Origin of the sequence: Paraburkholderia sp. BCC1876 (assembly GCF_902833695.1) — a bacterium.
In the GTDB taxonomy this organism is placed as follows: domain Bacteria; phylum Pseudomonadota; class Gammaproteobacteria; order Burkholderiales; family Burkholderiaceae; genus Paraburkholderia.
In genome coordinates, this window is the sequence record NZ_CADFGI010000017.1 from 26,101 (window position 1) to 43,706 (window position 17,606).

Consider the following 17,606-nt stretch of genomic DNA (forward strand, 5'->3'; position numbering starts at 1 on the left):
CGTCCAACCTGTTGGCAGGCGCCATTTCTTGGTTGTCCAGGTCTGAGAAATTGATGCCTCGATCTCTCGGAAAGAGGCTAATCAACATCACACCACCCGAGCCAACAAAAAGTACAAGCAGAAGTATCAGTAAAGGTTTTGTCACCTCAAAACCCTCATCGTTTCATCCACCAAACCGTTAAAGGTGGTTTGAGCGCCGGCCATACCTCACTCCAACATCGCAGACAACAGAGAGTGGACGAGCGATCGAGAGGGCTTTTCATAGTCGATCGCAAGCTCGACTTTCTGGCAGGGAGTAGCGTTCGGCCGCTCAAAATGAACAATGTTGTTAGCGTCGAACGTGCCATGCGCGACCGAGCCATCAGCAAAATGAGCACAACACCGTAGGCCCTCACAGCTTCCTCTTTCATTAAGAGCAAACCGTATCCAATGGTCACTTGCCGGCGTTTCGTTTAGCGATGCGCCGTCTGCACCGAGCCCCATGCGAGCCAACGCGTGCGCTTCAAAACTCATCGTCATGTCTGACTGGGAAGCGAGCATCACAGGAAGCGGGTAACACTGACATGCACAAACATCACCTTCCAGCGCCGCTTGCTTGCCCATTAGGTTCCCTGCCCAACGAGGACCTCGTGGGACGATTTTCCCCGTGGAACGGCATGCGGGGCACTCGACAGTTGCGCCAACGAAAGTCAGTTGCGTTCCGTGGTGAGACATGAGAGCAATGCCTTCGGTGGCAGTCCCCCCCGGCTGAAGACTTGTCGCCGACTTTCAGATAACTACGTTTCATCGCCATTTCCGTAATTCAGTCATCCGAACAAATATCACATTCTCGAAGGCATGAGCAATTGAGAATTTGTCAATAATTGATGTCGAATCGACTTATGCGGATAACACCGATCGGCATCTGAGAAAAATCCGAAAGCCTCTCGGCATTGCCCCAACAACAAAGGGCGCACCACCCGGTGCGCCCTTTGTCTTCCTGCCATCGCGGTACTACCCATCACCGCCCACCAAACCCCTTACACGAGCAACGCTCAAGCCTCCAACTGCTCCAGCACCTTGCCCTTCGTCTCGATCCCAAGAAAATGCACCGCGATCGCCGCAACAAACGGCACAGCCGCAAGAATATAAAACGCGACCTGCAAGTTACCGCCGATCATCGTCTTCGACACGATAGCCGGCGCAAAAATCGCCGCCACCTTCAACCACGCGCCGCCGACGCCGCAACCCATCGCACGGATACTGGTCGGGTACAACTCCGGCGTGTACACATACGCCGTGATAAACCCGCAAGCCAGGAACCCGAGCGAGAACGCGCAGCACGTCGCCACCACATACACCGACGAATCGTGGAACACGCCGGCCAGCAGCAATGAAATCGCGCATGCCACAAACGACAGATTGATAATCGGCTTGCGTCCCACCTTATCCACCAGCAGCGCGCAGGTCAGCGACCCCACCACGCCCAGCACCGAAGCCGCCACCGCCAGGTTCAGCGCCAGTTGCAGCGGCGCGTGATAGACCGTGCGATAGATCGTCGGCAGCCAGGTCGAGAGACCGTACTGAATGAAGCCGCAGGTCACCCACAGCATCGCCACGGCGAGCGTGCGCTTCAGATACGCCGGACCGAACAGGTCGCTCATACGGCGCTTCGGATGACGATTGACCATCGCTTCGAATTCGGCCGACTGCGTCACCGGCGGCAACGGCCCCTTCGTGGCGCGTTCGAACGCATGCACGGCGGCGTCGGCGTCGGCCATCCGTTCACGTTCGGCGAGCCAGCGCGGCGATTCCGGCACGAGCTTGCGCAACACGAAGAACAGAATCAACGGCATGCCGCCGATAAAGTACATGACCTGCCAGCCGAAACGCGGCACGATCCAGGCGCCCAACGCATTCGACGCGAGCAGCCCGACTGGAAAAACGATTTCATACAACAGCACGAAACGGCCGCGACCATGCGCACGGCTGATCTCGTTGATGTACGTCGCGGCCACCGGCAGTTCGCCGCCGAGCCCCAAACCCTGAATCACGCGCAGCACCAAGAAAGCGGCAAACGTCGGCGCAAAACCGCACGCAATACTGGTAACGCCGATAATCCCCGAGCTCAGCGCAATCGCCCTCACGCGGCCCTTGCGTTCCGCGTACCACGGAAACACGAACGCGCCGATCAGTTGCCCGACCGAACCGGAGCCGATCAGAAAGCCGATCTCCCACGGTGTCAGATGCCACTTCGCGATCAGAATCGGCAGCGTGGCCGCGATGGCGATCACGTCGAAGCCGTCGAAGAACGTCGCGAGTCCGATCAAAATACGCGCGCGCACCTGCATCGCGTTGCCTGGCAAACGCTCCAGACGCGCGATGATCGAGCCCCGGGTGACAGGGCCTGAGACACCGGCGCTGCTGCGGTCCCCCATAGTGTTATCGATGGTTCTCATGCCGTGGTGCCGTCCGTAGATGTGGTTAGGCAAGCGCCGTCGAGGCGTCGGTCAGGGTGGCAAGGTCGATCGTCCGGCCTTGGTTCATCCATTTGCGCGACAGTTTCAGTTCGCGCGGCGTGTTGATGGCGATCACGCCGCGAATCGCGCCGTCTTCCAGATGAAACAGCGTGGCGCGTTTGCCCGGCAAATCGCCGCGTACGGCGAGCTGCGCGTCGGCGGGAATGTCGCCGAGAATTTGCAGATTGACGTCGTACTGATCGGACCAGAACCACGGAATATCCGCGTACGGTTCGAAGTGGCCGAGCAACGCTTTCGCCGTGGAGATCGCCTGGTTCTGCGCATTGGCCCACGATTCGAGCCGCACGCGGCGCTTCAGCCACGCGCTCGGATGATTGGCCACGTCGCCGCACGCGAAAATGCGCGGATCGTCGGTCGCGCCGAAATGATCGACCACGATGCCGTCTTCCACCTTCACGCCCGCCGCTTCAGCCAGCGCCGTATGCGGCGTCAGACCGATGCCGGCAACGGCGAAATCGGCGTCCAGCGTCGAGCCGTCCGCGAACGTCGCGCGAATCCGGTTGGCGTCGTTCGGATGATCTTCGAGCTTCACGAGCGACGCATTCAGACGCACGTCCACGCCATTCGCGCGATGCAGGTCGAGCAGGAAACCGGAGACCATCGGCGGCAACGAACGCGCACACAGACGTGGCGCGCCTTCGACCACCGACGCTTCCACGCCGAGCTTGCGCGCGGTGGCCGCGACTTCGAGGCCGATCCAGCCGCCGCCCACCACCAGCACACGTCGACTCGCACGCAGCCGCTCACCGAGCGCGACGGCTTCGTCGAGCGTGCGCAGATAGGCAATGTGCGAGGTCTTGACGAGCGCGTCCGGCAAACGGCGCGCCGCGCCGCCCGTAGCGATCACCAGACGGTCGTACTGCACTTCGCGGCCCGACTGCGTGCGCACCATGCGTTGTTCACGGTCGATCGAGCTCGCGCAATCCGGCTGCCACGCTTCCACGTTCAACGCGTCGAAGTCGTCGGGCTTCACGAGACGCACGGTGTCGATATCCGCTTCGCCGGCCAGCACCGCTTTCGACAGCGGCGGGCGTTCGTACGGCAGATGCACTTCGTCGGCGATCATCACGAGGCGGCCGTCGAAGCCTTCCTTGCGCAGCGTCTTGACGACCCAGCCGGCCGCCTGTCCGCCGCCGATCACGACGGTCGTGCGCGGCGCCTCGAGTCCTTCGTGTGCGGCTTGCGCCTTGGCAACAGCAGCGTCAGTCATTTTTCCGCTCCGTCATGAACTTGCCTTCCGGCGCCTTCGCGTTCTTCTGCCGCCGCGTATTACCGTCGATGCCGCCGTCGATCGCCCATTCGGCGAACACGGTCGGACCCGGTTCGAAGTCACGCGGCTGCCAGTCGGGTGTGAGTTGATCTTCGTCGGCGTAATACTCGATCAGGCCGCCGGCCGGATTCTGGAAGTACCAGAAGTACGCCGACGACACCGGATGCCGTCCCGGTCCAAGCTGCGTATCCCAACCGCAGCGGCTGATATGCATGCCGCCGCCGAACACTTCGTGGATATCGCGCACGGTGAACGCGACGTGATTCAGACCGCGCTTGCCGCCCGGCAACGCCAGCAGAAAAATGTCGTGGTGGCCGCCGTGCGGCGCGCAACGCATGAACGCGCCGCGGCCCGGATAGCGGTCCGACATCTCGAAGCCGAGCAGTTCCTGATAGAACTTTTCCTGTTCGGCGAGCTGGTTGGTGAAGAACACCACGTGACCGACTTCGACCGGTTCGGCGCGCTCGTAAATCGTCGACGGCTGATCGACGCGCAAGGTTTGCCCCCACACGTTCGACGGCGAGCCGTGAATGTCGAGCGCGCGCTTGCGGGTCACTTCCACGCGAATCGCCATACCGTTCGGATCGATACAGCCGACCGCGTCGTCGGTTTCGAAATGACCCGGTTGACCGGCAAAGCGGCCGCGCAGTGCGTCGAGTTCCGCTTTCGTGGCGACGCCCCAGGTCACTTCGCGCAACGTCGGGCCTTCTTCGAACGCGGGCGGCAGCGACGCGTCATTCGCGTCCACCGCGAGCACCGTGCAACCGTTCAGCGTTTCGAAGCGCGCATGCGTTTCGTCGTGCGCGACTTCCTTCAAGCCCCAGTCCGCGAAAAAGCGGCGGCAGGCGGCCAGATCCGTCACGCCGTAAATAATCTGTTCAATGCCGAGAATCGTCATAACGTGCCTCTTGCGGTTCCTGCGTGTCGGTTTAGTTGGCCCACGCCAGCGGCGCGTCGTTCAAGCCCCAGTAGAGGCTCTTCTGTTGCATGTATTCGCGGATGCCGAGCCGGCCCTTCTCGCGGCCCATGCCGCTCTCCTTCCAGCCGCTGAACGGCGTCGAGATCGAGAACAGCTTGTAGGTGTTGATCCAGATGGTGCCGGCTTCGAGCGCGCGGGCAATCCGGTAAGCGCGCTTGTAGTCGCGCGTCCAGATGCCGGCGGCGAGGCCGAACACGCTGTGGTTCGCATCTTTCAGCAACGCGGCTTCGTCGTCGAACGGCATGGCCACCAAAACCGGGCCGAAAATTTCTTCCTGGCAGATGCGCGCGTCATTCGTGAGGCCTTCGAGAATCGTCGGCTGAAAGTAGGTGCCTTGTTCGCGGCCATCGCCGACCGGACGCTCCCCGCCGCACAGCAGGCGGCCGCCTTCTTCGAGACCCAGCGCGACGTAACGCTCAACCGTTTCGCGATGCGCCGCCGTAATCAGCGGACCCATTTGCGTTTCCGCACGCGACGGATCGCCGACGCGCAGCTTGCGCGCGCCTTCCGCGAGACGCTTCATGAACGCGTCGTAGATCGAGCGCTGCACGAACAACCGCGACCCGGCAATGCACGCTTCGCCCGACGAACTGAAAATACCGTACAGCACGCCGTTGACCGCGTGATCGAGATCGGCGTCGTCGAACACGATGGTCGGCGATTTGCCGCCGAGTTCCAAAGAAACCGGCATCAGCTTGTCGGCCGCGATACGCGCGATGCCGCGACCTACTTCGGTGCCGCCCGTGAACGACACTTTCTTCACCAGCGGATGACGCACCAGCACGTCGCCGATTACCGAGCCCTTGCCCGGCACCACGCTGATCACGCCCTTCGGCACACCGGCTTCTTCGCAGATGCGCGCCAACGCCAGCGAGATCAAAGGCGTCACTTCAGCGGGTTTCAGCACGACGGCATTCCCACCCGCCAGGGCCGGCGCCAGCTTCTGCGCGTCGGACGCGATCGGCGAATTCCACGGCACGATGGCCGCGATCACGCCGATCGGTTCGTAAATGCTCATGGTCAGATAATCGCCACGCGAGGGCGTGACTTCTTCGTCGAGCGTTTCGAGGCAAGCCGCGAAATAGCGGAACGTGTTGGCGGCACTCGCCACCAGCACGCGCGTTTCGCTTATCGGCTTGCCGTTGTCGCGACGCTGCAATTGCGCGAGCGCTTCATGACGCGCCATGATCAGATCGGCGATGCGATACAGAACCAGCGCGCGTTGATGCGGCTTGAGTCCCGACCAATCCGCTTTGCGCCATGCGATGTCGGCGGCTTCGATGGCGTCGCGGGCGTCGTCGGCATTGGCCGTCGAAATTTCCATGTTGACCGACTGATCCGCCGGATACAGGCTTTTGTACGGGTTGCCACGCCCTTGCCGCCATTCGCCGCCGATGAAAATATCGCCGTTGGGCACGAGGCTGGTATCGAAGTGAGTCATGTCGGTCATTCCGGTTTGCTTGCTTCTGCTAATGGCTTAGGGCTTGAGGCTTAAGGCTTAAATCACGCAACGTGCCGCGCGATTGCGCAGCGCGCGAATCGCGCTGTAAGCGGTCAACGCGGACGTCTTCGGGTTATCCGGCAGCGGCTTGCCGCACATTTCTAGCGACATCTCGCCGAACGCGCCGCGCGCGAGAATGCGGTGCACGTTGCGCGTCACGTTCGGGTCCGCGATCAGGCGCACCGTGGTGTGGTCCAGACCGAGACCAGCCAGCGCAATCGTCGCGGCCACGTTGGCGTTCTTCGGATACAGCCGCGCCGCTTCGCGCGCGCTGCCTTCGAAGATCACCGTCTCTTCCGTCAGCGCATTCAGATCGCAGACCTGTTCCGCCGGCGTACCGAGCCAGCCGGTGGGCGGCTTGCGGCCGGTGTACAGCACTTCGTCGAGGCCGCCCAGTTTCGCGGCGGCCAGCGCATCCACGCCGCCAATTGCGCCGGAGAGCAGCGTCAGCGTCGCGTCGCCTTCGTCGGCGGCGGCGGACAACGCGTCGAGCAACAGCATGTCGGACAGCGCACCGATCGAAGCCACCGCGCAATCGGTGCCGGCCTTCAGCAACGGCACCACGTGATCGACCAGCGCGCTGTGTCCCGCGCACTCCAGCGCGAAATGCGGCTGGCTGCTCAACGCGGCCACGGAGGCCACCACGTCCACGGACGACCCCACTACTTCACGCACCGACGCCATATGACGTTCCGGCACGATCACGTGCGACACGCGCACGGTCGGATCGGCAGCGACCGAGCGATACACCGCCTGGCCGATCGCGCCGAAACCGATCATCGCGACGTCGACGGGTGCGTGATGCCCCGCGTAGCCGGCGTCATGCATGTTCCGGCTCCTCTTTCTTGACCGGCGGACCCGCGAACGCGGTGGCGAACGAGCCGACCGACAGCATGTCCACTTCGACCAGCACCGGGCCGGCCTTCGCCATGCCTTCGCGAATGATCGCGTCGACCTGATCGAGCGATTTGACGCGGTAGTGCGTGAGCTTCAGGCTCTCGCAGAACTGCGCGAAATCCGGTTGATGCAGATCGACGTAGCAGCGCCGGCCACCGTATTGCGCGTCCTGAATGTTGCGGATCACGCCGTAGCACTGGTCGTTCATCAGCACGATCATCACGTTGGCGTTTTCCTGCACGGCCGTGGCGAGTTCGCCGACGTTGACCATCAAGCCGCCATCGCCGACGAGACACACGGTCTTCGCCGCGCTACCAGCAAGCGCCGCGCCGATGCCCATCTGCATGCCCTGGCCAATACCGCCGCCGAGCGCATGCACGCCCGCGCGCGGCGAGAAGATCTGCAGCATCCGGTTGCCCCAGGTGCTGTTCGAGATCGTGACGTCGCGCACCCAGTTGTAGTCGCGACCCACCGCGCCTTGCAGCGCGTCGACGAGTTGCTTGTATGGGCCGAGGCCCTTGCCCACATCGGCGACGGCGCTAACGCGCGCGGCGGAAAGATCGGCGGCGAAGGTCGGATCGACCTTGAGGCGGCCTTCGAGCAGCGTCGCCAGTTCTTCGAGTACGGCGGAGGCGTCGCCGTGAATGAACATCTCGTTGCGATAGCCGCGGTTGTCGGCGAGCGCGTCGGCGTCGATGCGATACAGCGGCTGCGGCAGCGCGAGCTTGTACTTCAGCGTTTCATTGCCACGCAGACGCGAACCGACGACCAGCAGCGCATCGCAAGTCTTGTAGAAACTTTCGACCGCCGCGTGCACATTGAACGCGCCGAGCGTCGCCGGATGATCTTCCGGCATCACGCCACGGCCTTGCACGCTGGTCACCACGCCGAAGCCGAGGGCCACCAGACGTTCGACCGCCTTGGCCGCGTGACGCGTGCCGCCGCCAAGCCACAGCAACGGGCGCTTCGCGTTGACCAGTTGCTCGGCCAGTTGCGCAACGCGCTGCTTGCAATGCGTGAGCGTCGTGATGTGCGGCGCGGCCAGGTCGGCGGGCCATTCGACTTCAGCCGCCTGAATGTCGATCGGAATCTCGACGCTCACCGGGCCGCTCGGTGCGGTTTGCGCAACGCGCACGGCTTCGCGGATGGTCGGCAGCGCGGTGTCGACCGAGCGCACGCGAAACGCGGCTTTCGAAATCGACGACAGCATCGCGAGTTGATCCGGTGCTTCGTGGATATACGCGAGGTCCTGATCCAGGTATTCGGTTTCGATCTGACCGGTGACGTGCAGCAATGCGGTGCCGGCGGTCAGCGCTTCGACCATCGCGCCCGCTGCGTTACCTGCGGCGGTACCCGTGCTGGTGAACGCGACGCCGAGGCCGCCTGACACACGCGCCAGACCGTCGGCCATATTCACCGCGCCGGCTTCGCCGCGCGCGCCGACGTAGCGGATCTTGCCGCGGTTATGGATCGCGTCGAGGATCGGCATGTTGTGGATCGAGATCACGCCGAATGCGGTTTGAACGCCGCATTGCTCGAGAAAGGCGGCGATCAGTTCGCCAACGGTGGTTTTTTTAGACATGTCGTGCAACGCCTCCAGAAACATCGATATGACTGCCCGTCGTGTAGGACGACAGCGTCGTAGCCAGATAAAAGAGCGCTTGAGCGGCTTCTTCGGGGCGACCGAAGCGGCCTAGCGGAATGTTTTTCTTGCGCGCCAGTTCGGCGGTCCAGTCTTCCCAGCTCTGACCCGGCTGCGCTTCTTTCGCGTGACGGCGGCGCCACTGACCCGAGTCGACAATGCCGATCAGAATCGAATTGACGCGGATACGCTGCGGCGCGAGTTCCACCGCGAGCGACTTGATCAGGTTCTGCACGCCGGCGCGTGCCGATGATGTCGCCACCATGTGCGGCTCCGGCTGCTGTGCAAGCAACGAGTTCACGCAGACGATCGCGGCGTTGTTACCAGCGCTGGCCGCGTCACGAAGCATCGGCAGGAACGCGCGGGTCGGGCGGATCACGCTGAAGTACTTGAGGTCGAGTTCTTCACGCCAGGCGTCGTCGGTGGTGTCGGCGAAGGTCGACACGCGACCCTGGCCCGCGTTGTTCACCAACATGTCGGTGCGGCCGAAGCGCGCTTGCACCGCTTGCGCGAATGCGCTGACGTCGTCGGTATCGAGCACGTCGCAACGGCGCGCGAGAAGCGGTGCGTTGGGAAACTGCGCGTTCAGCGCGGCTTCCGCTTGCGCGAGACGCTCGGTGTCGCGGCCGCAGATTGCGACCGAGGCGCCGGCTCGCAGAAACAGTTCGGCAGTCGCGAGGCCGATGCCGGACGAACCGCCCGTCACCACCGCCACCTGCCCGGTCAAGTCGATTTGAATCATCAGAGCCCCAGTGCCTTCATGTATTTGCTGCCTGCATTCGGCCCATTCTTCGGCCGGTAGTTGAGCCGCTGCGAGAGTTCTTCGGCTGCGCGGCGCACCTTGTCGATCAGTCCGCTGTCCAGCAACGAGGCGTCGATCTCGTGGCGCGGAATCGTCGTCGTGATCACGGCGACGATCCGACCCGTGTCATTCCGCACCGGCGCGCTGACCACCGAAATACCGCGTTCGAACGACGACTCGCTGATCGCAAAGCCGCGCTTTGCGTCGTCGCGAATCCGTTCGTACAGGTCTTCCAGCGTGATCGGCGTCTGTTTCGTGAAGCGTTCGAGTTCCGGTTCGGGATACAGCTTCTTCAGGTCGTCGAGCGTCATGTCGCCCATCAGCACCTGACCGTGCGTCGTCGCGTACGCCGGGAGACGCGTGCCGACGTTGACCTTCACCGAGCTGAAAATCGGTGCGTGGCTTTGTGCCTTGGCGACGAACACCACATCGCGTCCGTCGCGAATCACGATATGGCTCGTCAAGCCGGTGTCGTCGCGCAATGCCTCGATGATCGGCAGACCGAGGTCGGTCAATTCGAGCGAGCTCAGATATTCGAAACCGAGCCGCAACACCGCGACGCCGAGGCGATAGTTGCGGTCTTTATCGGCGCGTTCGAGAAAGCCAAGCGATTCGAGCGTTTGCAGCAGACGGAACACCGTCGTGCGGGGAATCTTCAGGCGCTTCGATAATTCCGGTGCGCCGAGAACCGGCTCGCGTGGCGAGAATTCCGTGAGGATCCTCAGACCGCGTTCGAGACCCGGCACGCGGTAGCTGGCTTCGCTACCGGTGTCGTTGCGGTCGTCGTCCGCGTCGCGCTCGGCGTTGATGAGGTCGGGCGTCATTCAGGGCTCCGTTGTCCGTCGCTCGCGCGGCAGAACGTGTCGATGATCGCGGTAGTCGCGGCGGGCGCTTCGATATAGCCGGCGTGCCCCGCGTGCGGCACGACCTGCAGTGGGGTGCGCGCCGCCAGCGCGAGTCGCTCGCAGGCGGCCGGGGGCGTAATGGTGTCGTCCGCGCCGACGGCGACATTGATGCGCCCGGTGTAGCGCGCGAGGTCGGCGGCAAGATCGGCGTTCGCGAGCAGATGCGTGGCCTGCGCGTAGCCGTGCGGGATCACGCGCGACATGTTCCAGCGCACCCACGCGCGGGCTTCGTCGTTGGCTTGCGCGGACACCATGTTGGCGCTGCGTTTTTCGGCGAGACCTTGCGGGCCGAGTTCGGTCAGCATCGCGAGGCGCTGGTCGCGCTTCGTGTCGCGTACGTCGGCGGAAGCCGCGCCGTAGCCGCCAGCCGGCGACAACAGCAGCAAGCCGGCCACGCGCTGCGGATACGCAACAGCACACGCACCGGCAACGATCGCGCCCAGCGAATGGCCCACCAGCACGCAACGTTCAATACCGAGCGCGTCGAGCCATTCGTTCAAGACCGTTGCGTAATCCATGGCGTTCGGCGATTCGGCCGCGACCGGCGTGGACGCGCCATAACCCGGCGCGTCCCACGCCAGCACGCGGCGCGTCGCGCCGAGCACTTCAAACTGCTGCACCCACGAGGCCGCGCCCGAACCGATACCGTGCAACAACACCAGCGGCAACGCGGTGCCGTTGCAATTGCTGTCGCTGTCCGCGTACGCCACTTCGCGATAACTCACCGCGCGCTGCGAAGCCAGCCCGATTTGCAGTGCCGGGAAACGCGCAAGGCGAGCTTCGAGCCCGGCGTGCGTGGCGTGCTGATCGGCGGTAACGGTCGGAACGGCGGACATGATTTCCTTCGTGGGTGTTTTCAGGGCGCTTAGGTGCAACTCGATGCAACGAAGCGCGCTTAGCGCTTGAGCTTCGCCAGCGGCGAATCCGGCGGATACGTCGGTGTGATCGGCTTCGGCGAACCGAGCATCACGCACATCAGCGCGTCTTCTTCGCCGACGTTCACTTCCGTGCGGTACACGCCCGGCGGCACCGAAATCAGATCGCGCTCGCCGAGCACGGCTTCCCACGTCTCGCCGTCTTTCTCGCAGACCACTTTCATCTTGCCGCGCAGCACGAAGAAGATTTCCTCGACGTCCATATGAATATGGCTCGGGCCGATGTTGCCGGCCGGAATCACCATCGTCGAAAACGTGAAGCCGCCCGCGGGCACCGTGTTCATGTCTTTCGCGACGCCCGTGCCGCCCGTGCCGACGTAGCGCATTTGCGCGCGGCGGTACTTCGGGTCGTAGTCGGCCTGGAACTTCAATGCGTCCCAGTCGTAGCGACGGGTTTCCAGGCGCGCGACGCGGCTGTCCAGCCATTGGTCAAAGCTTGCGTCCGCGGGTTGTTCCCACGATTTGCGTTCGAGTTCGGCGTCCGCCATCTCTTTCTCCTTTCGATTCGACAAGATCAATTCATCACGAAGCCGCCGTTCACCGGCAGCAACTGGCCGGTCACGAAGCGCGCGGCATCGGACAACAGGAACAGCACGGGCCCGGTCACGTCGTCGGGCACCTGTGCGCGCGTCAGCGCGCGGCCTTGCAGGTAATACTGATGACGCTCGGCGGGCACGTAGGCAGTCGCCTCGACTTCAGTCAGGCCCGGTGCGATCGCGTTGACGGTCACGTTGTGCGCGCCGAATTCACGCGCGAGAGAACGGGTCATCGAGATCACCGCACCCTTGCTCGCCACGTAGGCGAGCAGCTTCGGCGCGCCCCACATCGCCGTGTCCGACGCGATGTTGACGATGCTGCCGTGGCCCGAGTCGCGCAGATACGGCAGCGCGGCGGTGCTCATCAACCAGGTGCCGCGCACGTTGACGTTCATCACGGCGTCCCACGTGTCGACCGACAACTCGTCGGCGAACTTGCCGCCGGAGTTGGTGATCGCCGCGTTGTTGATCAACGCGTCGAGACCGCCGAGTTGCGCCGCGGCCTGCTGCGCGAACTGCGTGATGCTGGCAGGATCGGCGAGATCGAGCGGCAGATAGCTCACCGCGTGCCCTTGTTCAACGAGCGACGCAGCCAGCGCGTTGCCTTCTTCATGCAGCACATCGCCGAACACCACGTTCGCGCCGGCTTGCACCAGCGCGCGGACGAACGCCGCGCCGAGACCGCGCGCGCCGCCCGTCACGAGGACGCGCCGGCCGGTGAGCGCTGCGAGCGCGTCGTTATGCATGGCTGTGGCCTGCTTCGGCTTGTGCCGCTGCCGCCGTCGAGCCGGATTCAGCATTCGCCGCTTGCGCGCGATGCGCTTCCAGCGCCGCAAAATCCTGCTGCGCGCGCTGACGCAGCATGCGTCGCACACGCGTCATACCGACGTCGTGCTGATAGAGGAATTCCTGATCGCGTGCATTCGGCGCCATGCTTTCCAGCACGTAGCGGTCTTGCTCCAGCACCGCCCAATGCAAACCTTCCAGACGATTGCGATACATGAAGCGCCACGCGTCGCGCTGCCAGCCGGACACTTTGCGCGTGCGCCAGAAGTACACCTGGCAGTGGCTTTCGTCGACGGGAACGGCGAAGCCGATGATCCCGAAGTTGCCGCCCGGGCCGAACTTCTTCTTGTACGGAATCGCAAGGCGCATCCACAGGCAGCCGGTTTCGCCGAGTTCCACCCAGTCGAAGTTCACGTCGCGCTGGCCGACCTTTTCGAACATCAAGCCAGTTTCGGTTTTGCGCACGCGCATGTCGGCCTGCTTGTCGCCTTCGGCCATGGAGTGCGACGTCGCGTGCAGATACGCGCCGTGCATCGGGTCCATCACGTTGTCAATCGCGTACTGGTAATTGCACTTCCAGTTCGACATGCACAGGAAGTTCGCGTATTCCTCGCCGACCAGTTCTTCCGGCAGCACGAGCGGCGTCGGCTCCTTATGCGCGTCGTCGCCGAACCACAGAAAGATCGCGCCGGCATGTTCTTCGACCGGATACGACTTCACGCACTTCTGGCCTTCCAGCGGACAGTTCGACACGGCCGGCACTTTGGTGACCTCGCCGCTGCCGTCGATCTCGATACCGTGATACCAGCATGCAACGCTACCGCCAAGATTCCAGCCGAGCGACAGACGCGCGCCGCGATGCGGGCAGCGATCTTCGAGCGCGCGAACCTGACCTTCCTTATCGCGCCACAGCACGATCTGATCGCCGAGGCGCGTAATGCCGACCGGCGCGTCGCCGACTTGCCAGCTCGGTGCGACGGGATACCAGTAATTACGCAGACCTTTGTCCAGATAGGACTGGATCGGATCGGCCGCGCTTTGGGTCGTTGTATTGGGGGACGTCATCAAAAGACTCCGGAAACGAAAGCGATGAAACGTGTTCGGGAAAGCGCGCTTATTCGGCGAGCAGGCGGAATTCGGCGGCGAGGCGGTCGGCGTCCCACGTGTTGCCTTCCGGGGTGCGGAAGCCCACGCGATTCAAACCGTCGGCCACTTCCTGCAACTCCACCGCGCCGGCGTCGAACACTTTTTCGAGTGCGTCGCCGAAGTCGTTTTCGTACTGGGTCGGCTCGGCCTTACGCGTTTGCCAGATGAAGTTGCCGGTTTCGCCCGGCTTCTCGATCACGCCCTTGCCGGCGACGTTATTCGGCTGCGGCGCGAGCCACGGCTTCAGGAAGGGATTGAAGTTCACGATTTGCTCTCGCATGTCATTCCACCTTGATCTGGATTTCTTCGCCGGCGAGTCGCACTGAGTACATCTTCAGGTCGCGGCCGCCGGGCTCTTTCAGGCATTTGCCGGTCGGAATATGGAACACGGCTTCGTGCAGCGGGCATTCGACGGTGTCGCCGTCGATAAAGCCCTGCGTCAGCAACGCGAACGCATGGGGGCAGACGTTTTCCAGCGCGTACAGCGCATCGCCCACCTTGTAGATGCCGATTTCGGTGCCGTCGAGCTTGAACTCGATCGGCGCGTCATCGGACAGATCGCCGGCATGGCCGGCGCAGCGCCATTGTTCAGTCATTTCTCGCCTTCTCCTGAAGCCTTATGTTCCACCTAAGGAACATCAGTTCGTGTATGGATAATTATAGGAGTGGCTTCAGTGAGAAAAAATAAAAATCTGAACCGCCTGGGGAAAACACCGACTGTGGCTTTCGCAACACAGCATTGCGTGATTCGGCCGAAATCTTTGAATCGCGCGCAGCGCCTTCTGGCGCTTGGTTCAGACGTTATTGGCAGACAAATCGAAATGCACCGATGCGGGTTTGTACGGGGTCCGAAAATTTATTTTGACCACTTCTAGAGTCACTATACTTTCCATAGGCGATACAGACGCCCATAGGTGGAACATAAAGCGGTGCAGTTTTGGCGCATAAACCCAAAGCTGCAATCAACCCCAAAGCAAGGATCAGGGACGACGACATCGGCGCAGGCCAATCCGTCGTGTGATCAGGAGAACCAACGGTGAAGCACATCATTGCGGCCGGCTTGACGGCAATCTGCGCAACAACTGGCGCATGGGCGCAGAGCAGTGTGACGCTATACGGCAGTCTGGATGCCGGTATCGCGTACATCAGTAATGCGGGCGGCAGTTCGAAGTGGATCGAGGAACAAGGCAACATGCAGCCGGACCGCTGGGGCCTGAAGGGCGTCGAAGATCTGGGTGGCGGGCTGAAGACGGTTTTCCAGTTGGAAAACGGCTTCTATACGAACACGGGCGCCTTCGCTAAAGCGGGCGTGCTGTTCAATCGGCAGGCGTTCGTGGGATTGAGCTCGGACAAGATCGGCACGGTGACGCTCGGCCATCAGACGCCGTTCAGCTTCGACGTGCTGGGTCCGCTGAGCACGGCTTATCTGGCCGCCAGTTGGTACGCGTTCCACCCGGGCAATATCGACGAACTCGCCGACACGGGCGTCGTGCCGTTCGACAACTCGGTGAAATTCCGTTCCGCGAGTTTCAACGGCTTTTCAGTCGGCGCGATGATGGGTCTCGGCAATACGACCAACTTCTCGACCGGCAAGACACTGAGCTTTGCGCTTAGCTATGCGAACGGCCCATTCAAGGCCGGCGCGACATATGCGAACGAGCACGACCGCACACCGTCGATCATTACGACGGGCATCACCAACTTCCAGGGGGTGGCCGCGGCGACCTACACGGCGGACAAGGTCGAGAACATGGGCGCGGGCGCGTCCTACCAGTTCGGCAAGCTGCTGGTGCATGGTCTGTACACGCGCGTGAAGCTGGAATACGCCGGTCATTCGAACACGTATCAAAGCTACGATGCGGGCGCGAATTATCAGTTCACGCCGTTCAATAGCATAGCCGGTGGTGCCGCGACCACGACGCTGGCGGGACATCGCTGGACGCAGTTCGAGATCGGCGATATCTACGCGCTGTCAAAGTCGACGCAGCTGTATGTGAACGCGCTGTATGAGCGCGCGGGCTCGAATACGGACGCCGCGTTCTTTACCGCGGGTGTGTCGAGCGGTCGGAATCAGACGATTTTCCTGACGGGGATTCATCACTCGTTCTGATACGTTGATCGTCTGATACGGGACGGCAGCGCAAATGCAAAAGCGCGCGAGTCGGCTGTGAACACAGCCTGACTCGCGCGCTTTATTTATTGAGTGCGCGGCAGAATCAGTTCGCCGCAACCGGCCTGCGACGTGCCTGCGCTGCGGTCGGATCGTCCGGACGCGGGCGATAGCTCAAACGCTCAGACAATTCGAGCGCCGCCTGGCAGACCGAGATGATGAGCGGCTCGCGCTCCTCGGCCTCGCCGATATCCGAACGCGGAATCGTAACGGTCAACGCGGCGGCGATCTTGCCGCTCTGATCGCGCACCGGCGCGCTCACCACGGAAATACCGCGCTCGAACGACGCTTCGCTCAACGCATAACCCAGCGCCGCACTTTCGCGCACCCGGCCGTACAGTTCTTCGACGGTATTCGGCGTGCGTTCGGTGAAGCGTTCGAGTTGCGGCTCGGGGTACAACTGGCGCAATTCCTCGAAACTCAGATCGCCCATCAGCACCTGGCCATGCACGGTGGCATGCGCCGGCAGACGCGTGCCGACATGTACCTTGACGGAGCTGAACATCGGCTCGTGGGTTTGCGCCTTGGCGACGAACACCACGTCGCGCTGATCGCGAATCAGCAGATGGGTGCTCAAGCCGGTGGCGTCGCGCAGACGTTCGAGAATCGGCGTGCCGACGTCGGTCAGTTCGAGCGAACTCAAATACTCGAAGCCGAGCCGCAACACCGCGACGCTCAGCCGGAAATAACGATCGCCATTCACGCGTTCGAGAAAACCGAGCGCTTCGAGCGTCTGCAACAAGCGGAACGTGGTGGTGCGCGGAATGCCGATGCGTTTCGACAATTCGGGCGCACCGAGCACCGGTTCGCGCGCGCTGAACTCAGCGAGAATCCGCAGCCCGCGTTCGAGGCCCGGCACGAGATAAGTCGATCCGCCGGCGCTCTCTTCGTCCGTGGAATCGTGGGACTCGGCGCCTTCCATCTGAGCCGGCGACAACGCATCGTCCGGCGAAATCGCGGCCGCCTCGCCACGTGGCTTTGCCTGCTTGCGTCCCACTCCTGTTTGCTCTTGTTTTGCCATCTTGGCTGCCGTTTCTGCGGTTCATCGTAGTCAGATCAGCATCATAGCGCGAAGCACCCGGCGGTCATTTATCGACGCCGCAGCCCATTCGCGCGGTGCTATCCTTTGATGCGGTCCACTGCGCGCCGCCTCACTGCCGCGCTTTCGCTCCGCTCAAGCGTCCGGAGGTCACGCTCATGTCCGATTCCATCCAGATTCAGGTTGCCGACTCACATCTGTATCCGGGCTGCGCGGTACGCATTCCGCATTTACCCGAGTCGGCCCGCGAGGCGGCCGCCATCGTCGAATTCGCGGATGGCTCCGGCGCGAAGGCAACCTGTCACCGCCGCGCGCTCGACGAACTCGAATTGGCCGTGGACCGCTATGCGACCCAAAAGCGTCACCCTGTTGATAGTCGACAATGGCTGCTGCTCGCCGTCGATGCAACGCACAATAGTTGGCGCGTCAAGCGCCGATTGCCTTAGGCCGCGTCTTGCGGCTCGCCCGGATCTGCCACC

At 62.7% G+C, this 17,606-nt stretch carries 17 protein-coding genes and 1 pseudogene; 2 read left to right on the top strand and 16 right to left on the bottom strand.

Features of this window, described 5'->3' with window-relative positions:
* Window positions 1–207: 207 nt before the first annotated feature.
* The 15 genes and pseudogenes from HWY05_RS35880 to HWY05_RS35950 all read right to left on the bottom strand — a co-directional run.
* Window positions 208–738: pseudogene (locus HWY05_RS35880) on the bottom strand (PAAR domain-containing protein); the annotation flags it as partial.
* 296 nt (window positions 739–1,034) lie between these two features.
* On the bottom strand, window positions 1,035–2,438 hold the full coding sequence (locus HWY05_RS35885) for an MFS transporter (RefSeq protein ID WP_035560434.1): 1,404 nt from the start codon (window positions 2,436–2,438) through the stop codon (window positions 1,035–1,037).
* A 25-nt stretch (window positions 2,439–2,463) separates the two neighbouring features.
* Window positions 2,464–3,729 (bottom strand): FAD-dependent oxidoreductase, encoded by a 1,266-nt coding sequence (locus HWY05_RS35890; RefSeq protein WP_176061289.1) that lies wholly within the window; start codon window positions 3,727–3,729, stop codon window positions 2,464–2,466.
* Window positions 3,722–4,687, bottom strand: a complete 966-nt coding sequence (locus HWY05_RS35895) for a VOC family protein (RefSeq protein WP_035560438.1) — start codon at window positions 4,685–4,687, stop codon at window positions 3,722–3,724. Before HWY05_RS35895 ends, HWY05_RS35890 begins: the two co-directional genes overlap by 8 nt.
* Window positions 4,688–4,718: 31 nt before the next feature.
* Entirely contained in the window at window positions 4,719–6,209 is a 1,491-nt protein-coding gene (locus tag HWY05_RS35900; RefSeq protein WP_176061321.1) for an aldehyde dehydrogenase, read from the bottom strand.
* A 57-nt stretch (window positions 6,210–6,266) separates the two neighbouring features.
* On the bottom strand, window positions 6,267–7,097 hold the full coding sequence (locus HWY05_RS35905; RefSeq protein ID WP_035560442.1) for an aspartate dehydrogenase: 831 nt from the start codon (window positions 7,095–7,097) through the stop codon (window positions 6,267–6,269).
* Complete coding sequence (locus HWY05_RS35910) at window positions 7,090–8,748, bottom strand: thiamine pyrophosphate-binding protein (RefSeq protein ID WP_176061290.1); 1,659 nt, start codon at window positions 8,746–8,748, stop codon at window positions 7,090–7,092. Before HWY05_RS35910 ends, HWY05_RS35905 begins: the two co-directional genes overlap by 8 nt.
* Entirely contained in the window at window positions 8,741–9,550 is an 810-nt protein-coding gene (locus HWY05_RS35915) for an SDR family oxidoreductase (RefSeq protein WP_176061291.1), read from the bottom strand. The genes HWY05_RS35910 and HWY05_RS35915 overlap by 8 nt, the downstream gene beginning before the upstream one ends.
* Window positions 9,550–10,434, bottom strand: coding sequence for an IclR family transcriptional regulator (locus HWY05_RS35920; protein WP_035560451.1), 885 nt, complete (start codon window positions 10,432–10,434; stop codon window positions 9,550–9,552). The genes HWY05_RS35915 and HWY05_RS35920 overlap by 1 nt, the downstream gene beginning before the upstream one ends.
* Window positions 10,431–11,351 carry an alpha/beta fold hydrolase gene (locus tag HWY05_RS35925; protein ID WP_176061292.1) on the bottom strand — a complete coding sequence of 307 codons (921 nt, stop codon included), beginning with the start codon at window positions 11,349–11,351 and terminating at the stop codon, window positions 10,431–10,433. Before HWY05_RS35925 ends, HWY05_RS35920 begins: the two co-directional genes overlap by 4 nt.
* A gap of 59 nt (window positions 11,352–11,410) precedes the next feature.
* Window positions 11,411–11,938 carry a cupin domain-containing protein gene (locus HWY05_RS35930; RefSeq protein WP_035560458.1) on the bottom strand — a complete coding sequence of 176 codons (528 nt, stop codon included), beginning with the start codon at window positions 11,936–11,938 and terminating at the stop codon, window positions 11,411–11,413.
* 26 nt (window positions 11,939–11,964) lie between these two features.
* Window positions 11,965–12,732 carry an SDR family oxidoreductase gene (locus HWY05_RS35935; RefSeq protein WP_035560461.1) on the bottom strand — a complete coding sequence of 256 codons (768 nt, stop codon included), beginning with the start codon at window positions 12,730–12,732 and terminating at the stop codon, window positions 11,965–11,967.
* Window positions 12,725–13,837 carry an aromatic ring-hydroxylating dioxygenase subunit alpha gene (locus tag HWY05_RS35940; protein ID WP_176061293.1) on the bottom strand — a complete coding sequence of 371 codons (1,113 nt, stop codon included), beginning with the start codon at window positions 13,835–13,837 and terminating at the stop codon, window positions 12,725–12,727. The genes HWY05_RS35935 and HWY05_RS35940 overlap by 8 nt, the downstream gene beginning before the upstream one ends.
* 49 nt (window positions 13,838–13,886) lie before the next feature.
* A complete protein-coding gene (locus HWY05_RS35945; protein ID WP_035560465.1) occupies window positions 13,887–14,198 on the bottom strand; it encodes a recombinase-like helix-turn-helix domain-containing protein in 312 nt (103 codons plus the stop codon).
* Between the two features lies 1 nt (window position 14,199).
* Complete coding sequence (locus HWY05_RS35950; RefSeq protein WP_035560467.1) at window positions 14,200–14,514, bottom strand: non-heme iron oxygenase ferredoxin subunit; 315 nt, start codon at window positions 14,512–14,514, stop codon at window positions 14,200–14,202.
* Window positions 14,515–14,954: 440 nt separating this feature from the next.
* Here HWY05_RS35950 and HWY05_RS35955 point away from each other — a divergent pair, with 440 nt between their 5' ends.
* Window positions 14,955–16,028: a porin gene (locus HWY05_RS35955; protein ID WP_035560469.1), complete on the top strand. Its 1,074-nt coding sequence runs from the start codon at window positions 14,955–14,957 to the stop codon at window positions 16,026–16,028.
* A gap of 106 nt (window positions 16,029–16,134) precedes the next feature.
* Here the strand turns inward: HWY05_RS35955 and HWY05_RS35960 are convergent, their stop codons facing one another.
* A complete protein-coding gene (locus tag HWY05_RS35960) occupies window positions 16,135–17,109 on the bottom strand; it encodes an IclR family transcriptional regulator (protein ID WP_176061294.1) in 975 nt (324 codons plus the stop codon).
* 176 nt (window positions 17,110–17,285) lie between these two features.
* Between HWY05_RS35960 and HWY05_RS35965 the strand changes: the two genes are divergently transcribed.
* Window positions 17,286–17,573, top strand: a complete 288-nt coding sequence (locus HWY05_RS35965; RefSeq protein WP_176061295.1) for a hypothetical protein — start codon at window positions 17,286–17,288, stop codon at window positions 17,571–17,573.
* Window positions 17,574–17,606: the final 33 nt, after the last annotated feature.

Coding starts and splice junctions, on each gene's coding strand:
- HWY05_RS35885 (WP_035560434.1), bottom strand. CDS start 2,438: ATGAGAACCATCGATAACACTATGGGGGACCGCAGCAGCGCCGGTGTC.
- HWY05_RS35890 (WP_176061289.1), bottom strand. CDS start 3,729: ATGACTGACGCTGCTGTTGCCAAGGCGCAAGCCGCACACGAAGGACTC.
- HWY05_RS35895 (WP_035560438.1), bottom strand. CDS start 4,687: ATGACGATTCTCGGCATTGAACAGATTATTTACGGCGTGACGGATCTG.
- HWY05_RS35900 (WP_176061321.1), bottom strand. CDS start 6,209: ATGACTCACTTCGATACCAGCCTCGTGCCCAACGGCGATATTTTCATC.
- HWY05_RS35905 (WP_035560442.1), bottom strand. CDS start 7,097: ATGCATGACGCCGGCTACGCGGGGCATCACGCACCCGTCGACGTCGCG.
- HWY05_RS35910 (WP_176061290.1), bottom strand. CDS start 8,748: ATGTCTAAAAAAACCACCGTTGGCGAACTGATCGCCGCCTTTCTCGAG.
- HWY05_RS35915 (WP_176061291.1), bottom strand. CDS start 9,550: ATGATTCAAATCGACTTGACCGGGCAGGTGGCGGTGGTGACGGGCGGT.
- HWY05_RS35920 (WP_035560451.1), bottom strand. CDS start 10,434: ATGACGCCCGACCTCATCAACGCCGAGCGCGACGCGGACGACGACCGC.
- HWY05_RS35925 (WP_176061292.1), bottom strand. CDS start 11,351: ATGTCCGCCGTTCCGACCGTTACCGCCGATCAGCACGCCACGCACGCC.
- HWY05_RS35930 (WP_035560458.1), bottom strand. CDS start 11,938: ATGGCGGACGCCGAACTCGAACGCAAATCGTGGGAACAACCCGCGGAC.
- HWY05_RS35935 (WP_035560461.1), bottom strand. CDS start 12,732: ATGCATAACGACGCGCTCGCAGCGCTCACCGGCCGGCGCGTCCTCGTG.
- HWY05_RS35940 (WP_176061293.1), bottom strand. CDS start 13,837: ATGACGTCCCCCAATACAACGACCCAAAGCGCGGCCGATCCGATCCAG.
- HWY05_RS35945 (WP_035560465.1), bottom strand. CDS start 14,198: ATGCGAGAGCAAATCGTGAACTTCAATCCCTTCCTGAAGCCGTGGCTC.
- HWY05_RS35950 (WP_035560467.1), bottom strand. CDS start 14,514: ATGACTGAACAATGGCGCTGCGCCGGCCATGCCGGCGATCTGTCCGAT.
- HWY05_RS35960 (WP_176061294.1), bottom strand. CDS start 17,109: ATGGCAAAACAAGAGCAAACAGGAGTGGGACGCAAGCAGGCAAAGCCA.
- HWY05_RS35965 (WP_176061295.1), top strand. CDS start 17,286: ATGTCCGATTCCATCCAGATTCAGGTTGCCGACTCACATCTGTATCCG.